Source organism: Ralstonia sp. VS2407, from assembly GCF_052950655.1.
This window is the reverse complement of sequence record NZ_JBRFVG010000007.1, coordinates 179,609-194,910: the sequence shown is the minus strand read 5'-3', so window position 1 is coordinate 194,910 and position 15,302 is coordinate 179,609. Positions and strand designations below refer to the sequence as shown.

The 15,302-nt window shown below is 63.4% G+C and carries 13 protein-coding genes and 1 tRNA gene; 6 read left to right on the top strand and 8 right to left on the bottom strand.

The genetic code is table 11. The annotated features are described in order from the left end of the window. Positions 1-69 precede the first annotated feature (69 nt). Positions 70-1,128: a recombinase RecA gene (recA, locus tag ACU8YE_RS14095; RefSeq protein ID WP_232042046.1), complete on the bottom strand. Its 1,059-nt coding sequence runs from the start codon at positions 1,126-1,128 to the stop codon at positions 70-72. Between the two features lie 265 nt (positions 1,129-1,393). Between recA and ACU8YE_RS14090 the strand changes: the two genes are divergently transcribed. From ACU8YE_RS14090 to ACU8YE_RS14080, 3 genes are read left to right on the top strand one after another with little or no spacing between them, the layout of a single operon-like run. Further along, positions 1,394-2,107 carry a response regulator gene (locus ACU8YE_RS14090; RefSeq protein ID WP_232042045.1) on the top strand — a complete coding sequence of 238 codons (714 nt, stop codon included), beginning with the start codon at positions 1,394-1,396 and terminating at the stop codon, positions 2,105-2,107. Then, positions 2,100-3,668, top strand: coding sequence for a sensor histidine kinase (locus tag ACU8YE_RS14085; protein WP_232042044.1), 1,569 nt, complete (start codon positions 2,100-2,102; stop codon positions 3,666-3,668). The genes ACU8YE_RS14090 and ACU8YE_RS14085 overlap by 8 nt, the downstream gene beginning before the upstream one ends. Next, entirely contained in the window at positions 3,665-3,976 is a 312-nt protein-coding gene (locus ACU8YE_RS14080; protein ID WP_232042043.1) for a sodium/substrate symporter small subunit, read from the top strand. The genes ACU8YE_RS14085 and ACU8YE_RS14080 overlap by 4 nt, the downstream gene beginning before the upstream one ends. 8 nt (positions 3,977-3,984) lie before the next feature. On the opposite strand, the gene ACU8YE_RS14075 is transcribed toward ACU8YE_RS14080, so the two are convergent. The 4 genes from ACU8YE_RS14075 to ACU8YE_RS14060 form a co-directional block, all read right to left on the bottom strand. Further along, positions 3,985-4,635: a 3'-5' exonuclease gene (locus ACU8YE_RS14075; protein WP_260803024.1), complete on the bottom strand. Its 651-nt coding sequence runs from the start codon at positions 4,633-4,635 to the stop codon at positions 3,985-3,987. 16 nt (positions 4,636-4,651) lie between these two features. Next, entirely contained in the window at positions 4,652-6,478 is a 1,827-nt protein-coding gene (locus tag ACU8YE_RS14070) for a DUF294 nucleotidyltransferase-like domain-containing protein (RefSeq protein ID WP_446928966.1), read from the bottom strand. Between the two features lie 65 nt (positions 6,479-6,543). Continuing rightward, positions 6,544-8,274 carry a cation acetate symporter gene (locus ACU8YE_RS14065; RefSeq protein ID WP_316868369.1) on the bottom strand — a complete coding sequence of 577 codons (1,731 nt, stop codon included), beginning with the start codon at positions 8,272-8,274 and terminating at the stop codon, positions 6,544-6,546. Further along, a complete protein-coding gene (locus tag ACU8YE_RS14060; RefSeq protein WP_232042039.1) occupies positions 8,271-8,579 on the bottom strand; it encodes a DUF485 domain-containing protein in 309 nt (102 codons plus the stop codon). Before ACU8YE_RS14060 ends, ACU8YE_RS14065 begins: the two co-directional genes overlap by 4 nt. Positions 8,580-9,081: 502 nt before the next feature. Here ACU8YE_RS14060 and ACU8YE_RS14055 point away from each other — a divergent pair. Further along, entirely contained in the window at positions 9,082-10,785 is a 1,704-nt protein-coding gene (locus ACU8YE_RS14055; protein WP_446928965.1) for an MFS transporter, read from the top strand. A gap of 48 nt (positions 10,786-10,833) precedes the next feature. Next, positions 10,834-10,910, top strand: a tRNA-Met gene (locus ACU8YE_RS14050). Between the two features lie 82 nt (positions 10,911-10,992). Here ACU8YE_RS14050 and ACU8YE_RS14045 read toward each other — a convergent pair. Both ACU8YE_RS14045 and ACU8YE_RS14040 read right to left on the bottom strand, forming a co-directional pair. Then, positions 10,993-11,949, bottom strand: coding sequence for an alpha/beta fold hydrolase (locus tag ACU8YE_RS14045; protein WP_446928964.1), 957 nt, complete (start codon positions 11,947-11,949; stop codon positions 10,993-10,995). A 23-nt stretch (positions 11,950-11,972) separates the two neighbouring features. Continuing rightward, positions 11,973-13,511, bottom strand: a complete 1,539-nt coding sequence (locus ACU8YE_RS14040; RefSeq protein WP_446928996.1) for a flavin-containing monooxygenase — start codon at positions 13,509-13,511, stop codon at positions 11,973-11,975. 120 nt (positions 13,512-13,631) lie between these two features. Between ACU8YE_RS14040 and ACU8YE_RS14035 the strand changes: the two genes are divergently transcribed. After that, a complete protein-coding gene (locus ACU8YE_RS14035; protein WP_440816093.1) occupies positions 13,632-14,300 on the top strand; it encodes a TetR family transcriptional regulator in 669 nt (222 codons plus the stop codon). On the opposite strand, the gene ACU8YE_RS14030 is transcribed toward ACU8YE_RS14035, so the two are convergent. Beyond that, positions 14,297-15,283 (bottom strand): M14 family metallopeptidase, encoded by a 987-nt coding sequence (locus tag ACU8YE_RS14030; RefSeq protein WP_446928963.1) that lies wholly within the window; start codon positions 15,281-15,283, stop codon positions 14,297-14,299. The genes ACU8YE_RS14035 and ACU8YE_RS14030 overlap by 4 nt on opposite strands. Positions 15,284-15,302: the final 19 nt, after the last annotated feature.

Genomic DNA, 15,302 nt, shown 5'->3' with positions numbered 1-15,302 from the left:
CCACCGTTGGGGGACGGCAGGCGTATGAAGCTCGATAGAGCCGTCGATCTGCGTCGACGGCCAACCCAATTACTCTTCTCCGACTTCCTCGGCCACTGCGATGGCGCCCATCGGCGTCACGCCCAGTGCTTCGCGAACCTTGTTTTCGATGTCGCGGGCAAGGTCGGGGTTCTCACGCAGGTATTCACGGCAGTTGTCGCGGCCTTGGCCGATGCGCTCGCCGCCGTAGCTGTACCAGGCGCCGGACTTTTCAACAATCTTGGCTTCCACACCGAGGTCGATGATTTCGCCCTCGCGCGACACGCCCTGGCCATACAGGATGTCGAAGATGGCCTCGCGGAACGGCGGCGCCACCTTGTTCTTGACGACCTTGACCTTGGTCTCGTTGCCGACCACGTCGTCGCCCTTCTTGATCGAGCCGATGCGGCGGATGTCCAGACGCACCGAAGCGTAGAACTTGAGCGCGTTACCACCCGTGGTCGTTTCCGGCGAGCCGAACATCACGCCGATCTTCATGCGGATCTGGTTGATGAAGATGACCATGCAATTGGTCTTCTTGATGGTGCCGGTCAGTTTGCGCAGCGCCTGGCTCATCAGACGGGCCTGCAGGCCCGGCAACGCGTCGCCCATTTCGCCTTCAATTTCAGCCTTCGGCACCAGCGCGGCCACCGAGTCGATGACGATCAGGTCGACCGAGCCCGAGCGCACCAGCGCATCGGCAATTTCCAGGGCCTGTTCACCCGTGTCCGGCTGGGAGATCAGCAAGTCCGGCACGCTGACGCCAATCTTGTCAGCATAAGTGACGTCAAGCGCATGTTCTGCGTCGATGAAGGCGCAAGTACCGCCCAGCTTCTGCATCTCGGCAACCACTTGCAGTGTCAGCGTGGTCTTGCCCGACGATTCCGGACCGTAGATTTCAATGACGCGGCCGCGCGGCAGGCCGCCAACGCCCAGCGCCACGTCCAGCCCCAGCGAACCCGTCGACACGACCTGGACCGGCTCGACCTCGGCGTCGCCCATCTTCATGATGGAGCCCTTGCCGAACTGCTTTTCGATCTGCGCGAGCGCGGCAGCCAGCGCCTTCTGCTTTTCCGCGCTCATCGCGGCTGCCTTCTTACCGTCTTCCATGGTCGTCCTTCGTGCAAATTGGTGTATAAATGGGCCGCAAGGGCTTGCGATTCCAGCGGTTGCCTGCAACAACGGGCCGCTGGCTGATTGCCCCGACGCGACCCATTCCATGACTTTAGCGCCGCCAAGACTACAGCACCGCGAATTCGGAGTACTGTATAAAAAACCAGTGGTTTTGACAAGTCTCCAGAACATATGTCGCGCGAAAACAATGTAGCGGGCGGGATGGGCAAGACATCTTGCCCGGCATCGCGGGGAGACACGCATGCGCATCCTGATTGCCGAAGACGACGCCACGCTGGCTGACGGGCTCACACGCTCGCTACGCCAGGCGGGTTACGCCGTCGACCAAGCCTCCGATGGGGCGACTGCCGACGCGGCTCTGTCCGCGCAGACGGCACAGACCTATGATCTGCTGATTCTCGACGTGGGCCTGCCGCGCATGTCGGGGCTGGAGGTCCTCAAACGCCTGCGCTCGCGCGGGGCCATGCTGCCGGTGCTGATCCTGACCGCCGCCGACAGTGTGGAGGAACGCGTCAAGGGCCTGGACCTGGGCGCCGACGATTACATGGCCAAGCCGTTCGCGCTATCCGAACTGGAAGCGCGCGTGCGTGCGCTGGTGCGGCGCGGCACCGGCGGGGGCGCCACGCTCGTGCGCCATGGGCCGCTGGCGTTCGACCAGGTCGGGCGCATCGCCTATATCCACGACCAGGTGGTGGAACTGTCGGCGCGTGAGATCGGGCTGCTGGAGATCCTGCTGGCGCGCGTCGGCCGCCTGGTCTCGAAAGAGCAGTTGGTCGACCACCTCTGCGGCTGGGGCGAGGAAGTCAGCAACAACGCCATCGAGGTCTACATCCACCGGCTGCGCAAGAAGATCGAGGTGGAAGGCATCCGCATCGCGACCGTGCGCGGGCTGGGCTATTGCCTGGAACGCATGGCCACCCCAACGACCACCACCGCGACAGCTGCCCATGGGTGACCGGCTGGCCTGGCCGTGGCGTCGGCATCGCGCGTCGCTGCGCGAGCGCGGCGATGCGGCGCCCGGGCCCAATGGCCGTGACGAGGACAGCGACCTCGCCGACACCCTCCCCCACCTCGAAGACGACGCCACGCGGCCCGTCGCCCGATCCCTCTTCGGCGAAATTCTCGACTGGATGCTCGCGCCGCTGCTGTTGCTGTGGCCGATGAGCATTGCGGTGACGTACCTGGTGGCCAAGTCGATTGCGAATGCGCCATATGACCGCGCGCTGGAATCGAGCGCGATCGTGCTCAGCCAGCAGTTGCGCGAGGTGAATGGACGCGTGACGCTGCAACTGCCGATCTCGGCGCGTGAGATTTTGCGTGCGGACGAAACCGACAATATCTACTACCAGGTGCTCGGCACCAACGGTGAGTTTGTCTCGGGTGATCGCGACCTCCCGCTGCCGCCCGAAGAAGACGCCAACGCCGGTGGCCTCGTGCAACTGCGCGACGACCACATCCACGGCGCAGAGATTCGTGTTGCGTATACCTTCGTGCAGCGGCCGGGCTCCGACGGCAAGCCCGCGCTGGTGCAGGTGGCGGAGACGCTCGACAAGCGCGCGCAACTCGCCAACGAAATCATCAAGGGCGTGATCCTGCCGCAGTTCGTGATCCTGCCGTTGGCGGTGATACTGGTGTGGTTCGGCCTCACGCGCGGGCTGGCGCCGCTCAATGCGATTCAGGAACGCATTCGCGCGCGCAACCCGGGCGACACCAGCCCCATCGATGAAGGCGCCGCGCCCCAGGAACTGACGCCGCTGGTGGCGTCGTTCAATGATCTGCTGGGGCGGCTGGAGCAATCGGTGCATACGCAGAAGCGCTTCATTGCGGATGCCGCGCATCAGATGAAGACGCCGCTGGCCGGGCTGCGCATGCAGGCCGAGCTGGCCCAGCGCGAACAATCGCCCGATGAACTGCGCCGCACGCTCGCGCATATCGCCGACAGTTCGGATCGCACGGCGCACCTCGTCAAGCAGTTGCTCTCGCTGGCACGCATGGAGAACATGGGCGCGACCGACGGTCTGGTGCCGCTGGATATCTGCGCGCTGTCGCGCCAGGTGGTGGCCGACTGGCTGCCCAAGGCGTGGGCCAAGCAGATCGACCTCGGTTTTGAGGAGCCGGGGCCGCCGGTCATGATTTCGGGCAATGCGACGATGCTCGCCGAGATGCTCAACAACCTCCTCGACAACGCGATCCGCTACACGCCCGACGGCGGACATGTCACCGTGCGCGTGACTACGGCGCCATTCGAGCCGTTTGTCTTCATCGACGTGGACGACACCGGCCCCGGCATCCCGGTGGCCGAGCGCGAACGCGTGATGCAGCGCTTCTACCGCATTCTCGGCACACAAGCCGAGGGCAGCGGGCTGGGCCTGGCCATCGTGCGCGAGATCGTGCAGCAGCATGGCGGCGACATCGAGGTGCTCGACAACGTGTACCAGGCGTCACCGCGGCTGGCGGGGGCGCGCTTTCGCATTACGTTGCACCTCTGCTCGCGGGGCGAGGAAACCAACGCATGAGCATTACGCCCGGAACCCCGGCGCGCCGCCGGTGGATTACCAACATGCGCTGGATCGCGGCGCTGCTCGCGGTGTGGTTTGTGGTGACGTTCGTGGTCGCGTTCTTTGCGCGCGACCTGTCGACGCACTTCTTCAACTCGGACTGGACCTTCGCCTACTGGGTCGGCGCGCAGGGTGCGCCCATCGTGTATGTGCTGATTACAGTCCTCTATGCGTGGCGCACCAACCGCGCCGCGGATGCGGCCACACAAGACGACGAAACGGCGCAAGGCGAGGCATCTAAGTCATCCCACCCGCCGTCCATCTGACCCGGACGTTACGCTGCACCCAGATGGCGCAGCTTCACAAACGCCAACGCTGCCATCACCGCGTCGTTAAGCGCGTCGTGCGCGTCCCAGGTCGGCAAGTCCAATCCCTTCATGACAGTGGCGAAGCGCAGATCCAGATCGGGGTCGCCCTGTTGCCGATACGGCGGCAGCTGCCGGAACTGATAGTCGTAATACAGGGCGGAGACTTCAATCTTGGGCTGCGGCAAGCCGATGCCAAGCATGGGCGCCACCACCCGATTGAGCATTGCCACGTCGAACTCAAGGTAGTAACCCACCAATGGCCGGCTGCCGATGAAGTGCAGCAGTGCATGAACGGCCTGCTCGATCGATACACCGCTGTCCAGGTCGCGGTTGCGCAGACGATGCACGCAGATGCTGTCTGCGCGCATCTCCCCGCGCGGCCTGATCAGCAATTCCAGGCGCTGGCTGGTCAGAATGCGATTGCCGACGATACGGACGGCGCCGATGGAGATGATCTCGTCGGTGCGCACGTTCAGGCCTGTGGTCTCGCAATCGAGCGCGACCCACTCATCTGGGGGCGGGGCCTCGAACAGGAAGCGAAACGCCGGATCGCGCAACCTGCGCAACTGGCGCCGCCTTTGCAGTGCCTGCAGCCAGTCGGAGAGCCGTCCGTTCATGACTGCCCGTCCATCTTCACATCCACTCGGTCCGCCAGCGCTGCCGCAGCAGCGCCTTGAAGCGTTTGACGGTGCTCAGCGCATCCTTGAGCAGATCGCGCTCCAACGACGACAGGCGCGACAGGTGCACGTCGCACGACACCGGTTGATGCGCATCGATTTCCGCCAGCCCGGCCTTGAGCCGCAGCGTCATCAGGAAGTGCAGGCTCTCGCTCAACTCGGCAGCCATGTGCGCGTCGAGGGCCTCGGCGCGCACCAATGCATCCAGGCGCGGCACAGTGCCGGTCTCGTCGAGTATGCGGTGGGCCAGCGCAAGGCTGCGCACCCCGTGGACAATCGGGAAGATGCCCTCCTTCTTTACGTCGAGCACTGGGTCGGAATCGCCAAACCCGAGCAGGCGATCCCGCCAACCTGGCGCGGCACTGAAGGCTTCAATGGCAGCGGCAAAGCGGCCAAGTACCGCGTCATTGTCGATCGTCAGTTCCAGCAGCGTCCGCCGCAGTTGTTTGAGCAAGGCGGCATCGCCGCACACCGCATGCGCATCGAAAAAGATGGCCAGATGCATCAAGCCCTCGGGGCTCGGCAGGATCAGCCATTCGCGAATGCGTCGCGCAAAGTCGCTCGCGCTCATGCACCACTCGGGCCGGCTGAGCATGATGCCGCCCGGGCAAGGCGGATAGCCGAACGCGGCCAGCGCATCGGAGAAGCGCGTGACGATGCGCTGCAGATCAGCGGGAGGCACGTAGCCATCGCGCAGCACCAGCGCGTTGTCCTGATCGGTCTTGAGCAGTTGCTCGCCGCGCCCCTCGCTGCCCATGACGAACAGGCAACTGTTTTCCACCAGTTCCCGGGGGGCGATCATCTGCCAGGCCCGCTCAAACAGCCGCGCGTTGATTTCGCGCACGAGGCTGGCAACGTGGTCAATGCGCGAGCCGCCACGGGTGAGCAGCGCGACCATCCGCGTGATCTGCGCGGCCACCTGCGCGAGTGCGTCCAAGTCCTGGGCCAGGTTGATCTGCACCGTCAGCAGATACGAGTGGTTGGCCAGGAAGCTGAACACATCCAGTGATTCGAGCAAACCGAGAATGTCGTCTCCCTGCGTGACGACGAGCCGGTGAACGCGATGGCGCAGCATCAGTGTCAGGGCATCGCCGATCTGCGCGGAGGCCGGCACGGTGATGAGGGAGAACTGGCTCATCTGGCCTACCGGCAGACGATCCAGCGGTGTGCCTTGCAGGACGGCGCGCTGCAAGGAACTGCGTGTGAAGATGCCCATGCGCGGCGGGCTGCTGGTGCCATCACGCACGAGCACGTTGGAAGTGTTGTGTGCCTGGAACAGCTTGACCACGGAGACCACGTCCGTGTCGGCATCCACAAAATGGGCGGGCCGGATGAAGGCATCGCTCACGCGCGAGACGGCCAGCGACTGCATCGTCTCCATGCTTTGCCGCTGGGCAATGGCGCTCAGCTTGCTGCCGAGGTCTGAAAAAAGCAGCGCACCGAAGGTGGCGTTGGCCGCAATGAGGTCACGCACCGCCTGGCGCGCAACCTGATAGACGACGACTTCTTGAGCCGCGACGAAGCGGCTGCTCGCCTTGCCGGCCACCAGCGCCCGGCCGTCAAAGCAATCGTCGGGTCCATAGGTAGCGATCAGCTCGTCGCCGTCGTACTGGGCGACGCGGCCTTTGATGATCAAGAACAGGTGCAGCGGTGCGGCACCCGTATCGAGGATGATTTGCCCTTGCGGGTAGTAGCCGATGTCGACGGCATCGCGCACCAGGCGCTGCTCGTCCTGGTTGAGGCAGTCGAACGGCCAGACGGTGAAGTTGAAAGCGCTGGGCATGGTTGCCTTGAAGGCGGGCGATGCAATCGCGTCACCCGCCTCCCATCAGCGTGGCGAATTGCCGATCAGTGGCCCGATGCGCCAGCCGCACCGAGACCCGTTTCCGAACGAACCTGCTGCGCGGCAAACGACGCCTTCTCGTTCTTGGCGCGAACACTGCTGTCCAGCACCGAGAACAGCCACACGCCCACGAAGCCGATCGTCATCGAGAACAGCGCGGGCGACGTGTACGGGAACCACGCCGAGCCCTTCGGATAACCGAGCGTGGCTTCCCACACCGACGGCGAAACGATCGTCAAACCCACCGACGAGATCAGCCCCAGGAACCCGCCAATGACCGCACCGCGCGTGGTGCAGCCCTTCCACAGCATCGAGAGGAACAACACCGGGAAGTTGGCCGACGCCGCCACCGCAAACGCCAGCGACACCATGAACGCGATGTTCTGTTTCTCGAAAGCGATGCCGAGCAACACGGCGATCACACCGAGCACCAGGGTGGTGATGCGCGACACCCTCAGTTCATCTGCGCTGTTGGCCTTGCCGTGCTTGAAGACCGTGGCGTAGAGATCATGCGACACCGCCGAAGCGCCCGACAGCGTGAGACCCGCCACCACCGCAAGGATCGTTGCAAATGCCACGGCCGAAATGAAGCCGTAGAACACATCGCCGCCGACCGTCTTGGCCACCAGCACGGCTGCCATGTTGGCCGTGCCCGCGCCGCCCTTGATGACGCCCTTGGCCACGTCCGACAGTTCCGGGTTCGTCAAGACCAGCGTGATCGCACCAAAGCCGATGATGAAGATCAGGATGTAGAAGTAGCCGATCCAGGTGGTTGCCCAGAAGACCGATTTGCGTGCTTCCTTGGCATCGGGCACCGTGAAGAAACGCATCAGGATGTGCGGCAGACCAGCGGTGCCAAACATCAGCGCCATGCCGAACGAGATGGCCGAGATCGGATCCTTGATGAAGCCGCCCGGCGCCATCACAGACAGACCGATCTTGGCTGCCTCATCGGGCGATTTGCCGGCATTGGCTGCAATGGCCGTCTTGACCTGCACGGCCTTGGCGAACAGCGCTTCCAGGCTGAAGCCGTACTGCGCCATCACCATGATCGCCATGAAGGTCACGCCGGCAAGCAGCATGCACGCCTTGATGATCTGCACCCAGGTGGTTGCGGTCATACCGCCAAAAAGCACGTAGACCATCATCAACGCGCCCACGATGACCACCGCGATCCAGTAATCCAGCCCGAACAGCAGCTTGATGAGCTGGCCTGCACCGACCATCTGCGCGATCAGATAGAACGCCACCACCACCAGCGTGCCAACTGCGGCAAAGCTGCGGATGGGGCCTTGCTCAAACCGGTAGCCCGCCACGTCCGCAAAGGTGAACTTGCCGAGGTTGCGCAGCCGCTCGGCCATCAGGAACGTGATGATCGGCCAGCCGACCAGAAAACCGATGGAATAGATCAGGCCATCGTAGCCGGAGGTCATCACGGCCGCCGAAATGCCCAGGAAGGACGCTGCCGACATGTAGTCGCCCGAGATGGCCAGGCCATTCTGGAAACCGGTGATACCACCGCCCGCCGTATAGAAATCTGCCGCGGAGCGCGTACGCTTGGCTGCCCACTTCGTGATCCACAGCGTGCCGGCCACGAACACAGCAAACAGCACGATGGCCGTGGTGTTGGTTTCCTGCTTGGCGGTCTGTCCGACATCGCCGCCGGCAGCCAGAGCCGCTCCGCAGGCGCCAGCGGCCAGCAGCGCCACCAGCAGAATCGAAAGCATCTTCTTCATTTGGCGACGTCCTTCAAGATGTCCTGCGTCAGTTGGTCGTATTCGCTGTTGGCCCGGCGCACGTAGATGCCGGTAATGACGATCGTGAAGACGATGACCGCCATACCGACGGGCACGCCCACGCTCATCACGCCCGTGCCCACGGGCTTGGCGAGAAACGCCTTATCGAACGCGATCAGCGCGATGTAGCCGTAGTACACAGCCAGCATCAGCACTGTCAGAACGATTCCGAGCTTGTTGCGCCGCTGTTTGAGCTGCGCGTATTTCGGATGCGCCTCGATTTTTCCTACCAATCCATCCTGCATCGCCTGTCTCCTGGTTTGCTTTTGGAATGTGTGCGGCGATTCTGGATAGCGAAACTGACTGAACTCTTACTCACGCCGCCGGTGGCGGTTTCCTGCGATAGTGGTTTTCCCTAGCGCCGCAAAACAACGTAAGAAACAGTGCGCAACGTCCAGCGGCAAATGGGCCGCGGGCCGGGTCCCTTCGCCCCAAACGACGGTGGCAACGCGCGTGCATCTTGTGCATATGCACATTCGCAGGAGGCGCACATACCGGCTGGCACTGCGGGCACAAGGCGGCTCCCGGATGATGCAGCGCACGCATCCCACTGAAGGATCGAGGCGAGTCCAAGTGCTTGATTTTCTTGAAATCCCGGCCACCGATCGCATGCATTGAAAAGCACATGCCTGTCAGAACGCCGTAAGTTTCGGCTCCCACAATCGTTGACACTTCCGCGGGCGAAAAGCGTTTGCGTTGTCATGTCCGTGCCCAGCGGGACGACCTACGAAAAAAACAGGAGACAACATGGCAACCGTGCAAAGTGCACCGAACGCGCCCGCTGGGCGTGTACAGCCCGCGCCCATGACAAAGGAGGAGAAGAAGGTCATCTTCGCTTCGTCGCTGGGGACGGTGTTCGAGTGGTACGACTTTTATCTCTACGGCTCGTTGGCGGCCATCATCGCCAAGCAGTTCTTCTCGGGCCTGGACCCCACGGCGGGCTTCATCTTTGCACTGCTGGCGTTTGCCGCCGGCTTCCTGGTGCGCCCGTTCGGCGCGCTGGTGTTCGGCCGCCTGGGCGACATGATCGGGCGCAAGTACACGTTCCTGGTGACCATCGTCATCATGGGTACGTCGACATTCGTCGTCGGTCTGCTTCCGTCGTACGGCACGATTGGCGTTGCCGCACCGGTCATTCTGATCGCGCTGCGCATGCTGCAAGGTCTGGCGCTGGGCGGTGAGTACGGTGGCGCTGCCACGTATGTCGCCGAGCATGCGCCGCACGGGCGTCGCGGTGCCTACACGTCGTGGATCCAGACGACGGCTACGCTGGGCCTGTTCCTCTCGCTGGTCGTCATCCTGGCCGTGCGTGAACTGACCGGCAAGGCGTTCGACGACTGGGGCTGGCGCATCCCGTTCCTGGTTTCGATCCTGCTGCTGGCAACGTCGGTGTACATCCGTCTGTCGATGAGCGAGTCGCCCGCGTTCCAGAAGATGAAGGCCGAGGGCAAGACCTCCAAAGCCCCGCTGACGGAAGCTTTCGGCCAATGGCGCAACCTGAAGATCGTGATCCTGGCGCTGCTCGGCCTGACCGCCGGCCAGGCGGTGGTGTGGTACACGGGCCAGTTCTACGCGCTGTTCTTCCTCACGCAGGTGCTGAAGGTCGACGCCTTCACGGCCAACGTGCTGATTGCCGTGGCGCTTGCCATCGGCACGCCGTTCTTCGTGTTCTTCGGGTCGCTGTCTGACCGCATCGGCCGCAAGAAGATCATCATGGCCGGCTGCCTGCTGGCGGTGCTGACCTACTTCCCGCTGTTCAAGGCGCTCACGCACTACGCCAACCCGGCGCTGGAGCGTGCCCAGCAGACCGCGCAGATCACCATCACGGTCGACCCGAAGGAGTGCTCATTCCAGGGCAGCCCGATCGCCCGCGAGGTGGACTTCCGCTCGTCGTGCGACATCGCCAAGCGCACGCTGGCGCAGTCGTCGGCCAGCTACGAGACGGTGGAAGGCCCGGCCGGCACGATCGCTTCGGTCTCGATCGCGGGTAAGCAGATCACCTCGCTCAACGCCACGCGCACGGCAGACGGCCAGAACTTCGACGCCGACAGCAAGGCCAAGATCGCCGACTTCAAGAAGCAGGTGAGCGAATCGCTCAAGGCAGCCAACTATCCGGCCAAGGCCGATCCCGCCCAGATGAACACGATCATGGTGCTGGTGATCCTGGTGATCCTGGTGATCTACGTGACCATGGTCTACGGCCCGATCGCGGCGATGCTGGTGGAGATGTTCCCGACACGCATCCGGTACTCGTCGATGTCGCTGCCGTATCACATCGGCAACGGCTGGTTCGGGGGCCTGCTGCCGACCATCTCGTTCGCCCTGGTGGCCCAGAACGGCAATATCTATCACGGTTTGTGGTACCCGATCTGGATCGCGGCCATCACCTTCGTGATCGGTGTGCTGTTCGTGCGCGAAACCAAGGATGTGGATATTTATCGCAACGACTGACACAGGGGGTTGACATATTCGCCGAAGACGGTAGAATCCCGCTTCTTCGGCGAATTAGCTCAGTCGGTTAGAGCGACGGAATCATAATCCGCAGGTCCGGGGTTCGAGTCCCTGATTCGCCACCAAATACCAAAAAGCCCTGCTTCGGCAGGGCTTTTTGCTTTTCTGCTGCTTCCGTGCGTCCCTAGCCCCGCATAGGGGCCCAGGTTAGGCAAGCGCCTCGGCGTACGCAGGCGCCGCAGCTGCAATCGCCAATACCCAATCGGTCGTCAACGCCGGCTGCGTCACGGGCAGCATATGGCCGCCGTCAATGATGCGCAGATTCACGCGGTCGAGCTTCTGCTTGAGCGCTTCGCCCTGGCGTTTGACGTTGAGGATGCGATCACCGCGACCGTACAACACGTCAACCGGCACCGTCATCGAGGCATAGCGGCGTTCCATGTCGGGCAGATCTTCCGGCGCAGAAACGAGATCCGACGATGCCGCATAGAACACGTGCGGACGCAGCCCCAGCAAGCCGCCGCCCTTGAACGGGAAATCCCTCGGCATGGTTTCAGGCGCGAACACCGCGGCGATCGCCTTGCGAGAATTGATGATCGACAGGGGAATCGCAAGCGTCCATGACACCAGCCTGCGCACCAGCGGCGACGGCAACACCAAGCCCCCGAACGCGCCGGGCGGCGCGCTCTCAGCGTGCGTGAGAGGCGCGATCAACGCGAGCCGGCGAACGACGTGCGGATGGTTCAACCCCACCGCCAGTGAAATCGCCCCACCAAGCGAATGCCCCACCAGCACGGGCTTGTCGAGTCCAAGCTTCTCGATGCACTGCGCGACCATGCGCGCCTGCGCGTAGATGTTGGCAGGCGAATCCGCCCCGCGCACGGACCGCCCTGCCCCCGGCCGATCGATCACGATCACGCGATGCGAGCGCGCCAGCCGATCTATATCCAGATACGCAAAGTTGCGCAGGTTGCCGCACAAGCCATGCACGAACACGATGGCGGGGCCTTGGCCACGATCGGTGTAATGCACGCGGTCTGCCCCGACATCAATGAACTTGCCTTCAGGCGGAAACCCTTTTGTGACGCGGCGCGCGATAAAGAAAGTGAACGCAATAGGCGCCAGGAGTGCAAATGCGATGACGCCAAGAATGGTGCTGGTCATTGTGTCCCCGATGCGGCAGGCGGTTAAGCGGGCTGTGCCGCGCCGATCGGCTGGGCGCGGCGTTCAAACTGCATGGCGCTGTCGGCGAGTGTGCCGAACCTGAGCATCATCAGATCGCGTGCGTAGTTCTGATACGACTTCCACGGCTGCTTGTCGCCCTGCTTGGGCAGGATGCCGGCGGCACGCTGAATGTAGCCGGACGTCAGATCGACGGCGGGCTCGCGGCTCATGGCTTCGTCGTCCAGACGCGGCACGCAGGTATCAAACCCGTTGGACTGCATGTGGTTGAGCAGCCTGCAAACGTACTGCGCGATCAACTCTGCCTTCAACGTCCACGACGCATTCGTATAGCCGAACGACGACGCGAGGTTCGGTACGCCGCTGTACATCATGCCCTTGTACGACACCGTCTCTGCCAGGTTCACAGCGCGCCCGTCGACGCTGATGGCGGCCCCGCCCAGCACCTTCAGCTTGAGCCCCGTGGCCGTGACGATCACGTCGGCATCCAGATGCTCTCCGCCCTTGAGCTGCAGGCCGGTCGGCGTGAAGCGCGCGATTTCGTCGGTCGCAATCGACGCCTTGCCCGCGCGGATCGTCTTGAACAGATCGCCATCCGGCACGAGGCACAGACGCTGGTCCCACGGGTTGTAGCGCGGGGTGAGGTGTTTGCGCACGTCGAAGCCGGGGCCGATCTGCTTACCGGCCATGCGGATGATGAAGTCTTTGAATGCCTTGGGCTTGCGGCGGGCGAGCCTGTAGAAGTACATCGTCAGCAGCACGTTCTTCGTGCGCACCAGCCGGTGAGCCAGGCCCGACGGCAGCCAGCGACGCAACGTGTTTGCCACGGCATCTTGCTCGGGCCGCGAGACGATGTACGTAGGCGAGCGCTGCAGCATCGTCACGTGCTGCGCGCTGCCGGCCATCGCGGGCACAAGCGTGACGGCCGTGGCGCCGCTGCCGATCACCACCACACGCTTGCCGGCATACGACAAATCGTTCGGCCAATGCTGCGGATGGACGATTCGGCCCTGGAACGTGTCCATCTCAGGCCACGTCGGGGCGTAACCCTCCTCATAGTCGTAGTAGCCGCTGCACATATAGAGGAACTTGCAGGTGAACTGCACCGGTTCCTCGCGGGCGCCATCGCTGCGCAGCGCTTGCACGGTCCAGCGTGCCGCGGTGGAATCCCAACTCGCGCCCGTCACCTTGTGGCGGAAGCGGATCGATTTGTCGATGCCGAACACGCGTGCGGTGTCGCGGATGTAATCGAGGATCGTCTGGCCGTCGGAAATGGCTTTGCTGCTATGCCACGGCCGGAAGCTGTAGCCGAGCGTGAACATGTCGGAGTCGGATCGGATGCCGGGATAGCGGAACAGATCCCACGTGCCACCGATGGTTTCGCGCCCTTCAAGGATGGCGAAGCGTGCCGACGGGCAGCGCTCGCGCAGGTGATACGCCGCGCCGATGCCCGAGAGGCCCGCGCCGACGATGAGCACATCGAGGTCTCTATCGAGTGCGGTTGCCCGATTGCGGGGCGCGCCCGGGCTAGCGCTTCGCTCCATCGTCGTATCCATGCGGTCTCCTGTTTGCAGCCGTGGGGGCAGGCGTGGCAAATTTCGCACTAAATGTGGTGCGATTCGTCACCACTTTAATTTTTGGCCGTCCTGACGTCAAATAGCGAAATGGAGAAAACACTTGAAACGGCCGACGCACCCGCCAAGAAAGGCCGCCCGTATGGTGGTGTGGCGCCAGAAGCACGTGCTGCAGAACGCCGGGATGCGTTGATCCGCGCCGGCACGCGCGTCTTCGGCACGGTGGGTTTTCGGAAGGCCACCGTGCGGGCGATCTGCCAGGAAGCGAGGCTCAATGACCGGTACTTTTACGCCGCATTCGACAGCACCGAAGCGCTGCTGCGCGCGACCTACCAGCAACATGCCGAAGACCTGCGCGCCCAGGTGTCAGAAGCCACCGCCGCTGCGCAAGGCACGCTGGAAGCTCGTATCGACGCCGGCCTGCACGCGTTTTTCGCCTTCTTGCGTGACCCTTGCGCGGCGCGCGTGCTGCTGCTGGAAGTAATGGGCGTGAGCCCGGAAACGGACGCGACCTACCAGCGCAACCTGCTGGAGTTCGGCAAGCAAATCATGGCGAATGCCCAACTGCCCGGCACCCACAATGACGACGATGCCGGGCTGCGCGCCGATCAACGCATCATCGGCCTAGCGCTGGTGGGTGCCCTGACCAACGTCGGTGCAGCATGGCTTCTGACAGGCTATCGCGATCCCGAAGACAAGATGGTGCGCAACTGCCGGCAGGTTGTGCTCGGCACGTTGCGCGCCATGCTGGGCGCTTAAGCCGTGCCTTCCGGCTTGCCCAGCCGGACCACGGTGACGCCGGGCGCCAGATGCCGCAGCGACGGCTGCAGCAGCACGCAGTTATCGTACGGCGTGATGATCTGCAGTTCTCCATCGGTGGCGATGACGGTGCCCGCGCGCTCAACGGTTTCCATACCGCGATAGTCGTCCGCAAAACGGAAGGCCGTGGATTTGGCGACCACCGGATCCGTCACACGAATGCAACGCACATCCAGCGCGGGCGCAATCCCCAGCCAATCCGATACCGTCGATGGGTCGACGGTGCCGAGCGCTACCAGGAAACGCGCGCACGCGTCCAGCGCCACATCGCGGCTCGCGCGTTCAAAGTGCTGGCCGCATTCGATGAGCAGCGCGTTCTTCGGGCTGGCGGCATCGCCAAAGCCGCCGTAATCGCGCAGACGGCGGCCGGCGGCATGGCCGGCATCGATCATCAGGTGCGAAGGCGCGCCGACCTGCCGGCCCAACGCGACGCCTTTCGCATGCGGACCAGTCAGCATCAGCGGTTCGGCCTTTTCGTGCATCGAGTGAATATCGAGCAGGTAGTCGACCGTGTCGATCACCGGGCGCAACTCACGCGCGCGACGCAGTTCCAGCGTGTTGCCGGGGCCGTCGAGCTTGTCGGCAGACCACACGCGGTTCAGGTCTTCGTCGATGAAGCGCGTGGCATCCGGATCGTTGATATCGAAACGCTCGTACGCCTCCACATTGGCGAAAGACAGCGTGAGGCGGCCACGCGCCGGCCGCACGCCGGCCGTCAGCAGCGCATCTACCGCAATCGCCCCACACAGCTCATTGCCATGCGTGAGCGCGTTGATCATCACGTGCGGGCCAGACATCCCGCTGTCGAACGTATGCACGTAATCAATGCCGTGCGTGCCGGCTTTCCAACGGCGGATATCAGGCTTGTGCAACTCGATCGGGTAGACCGGCAGCGTGGCGCGCAGCGCCTCCAGGGTCATCATGCGAAATCCTTCGGTGTGA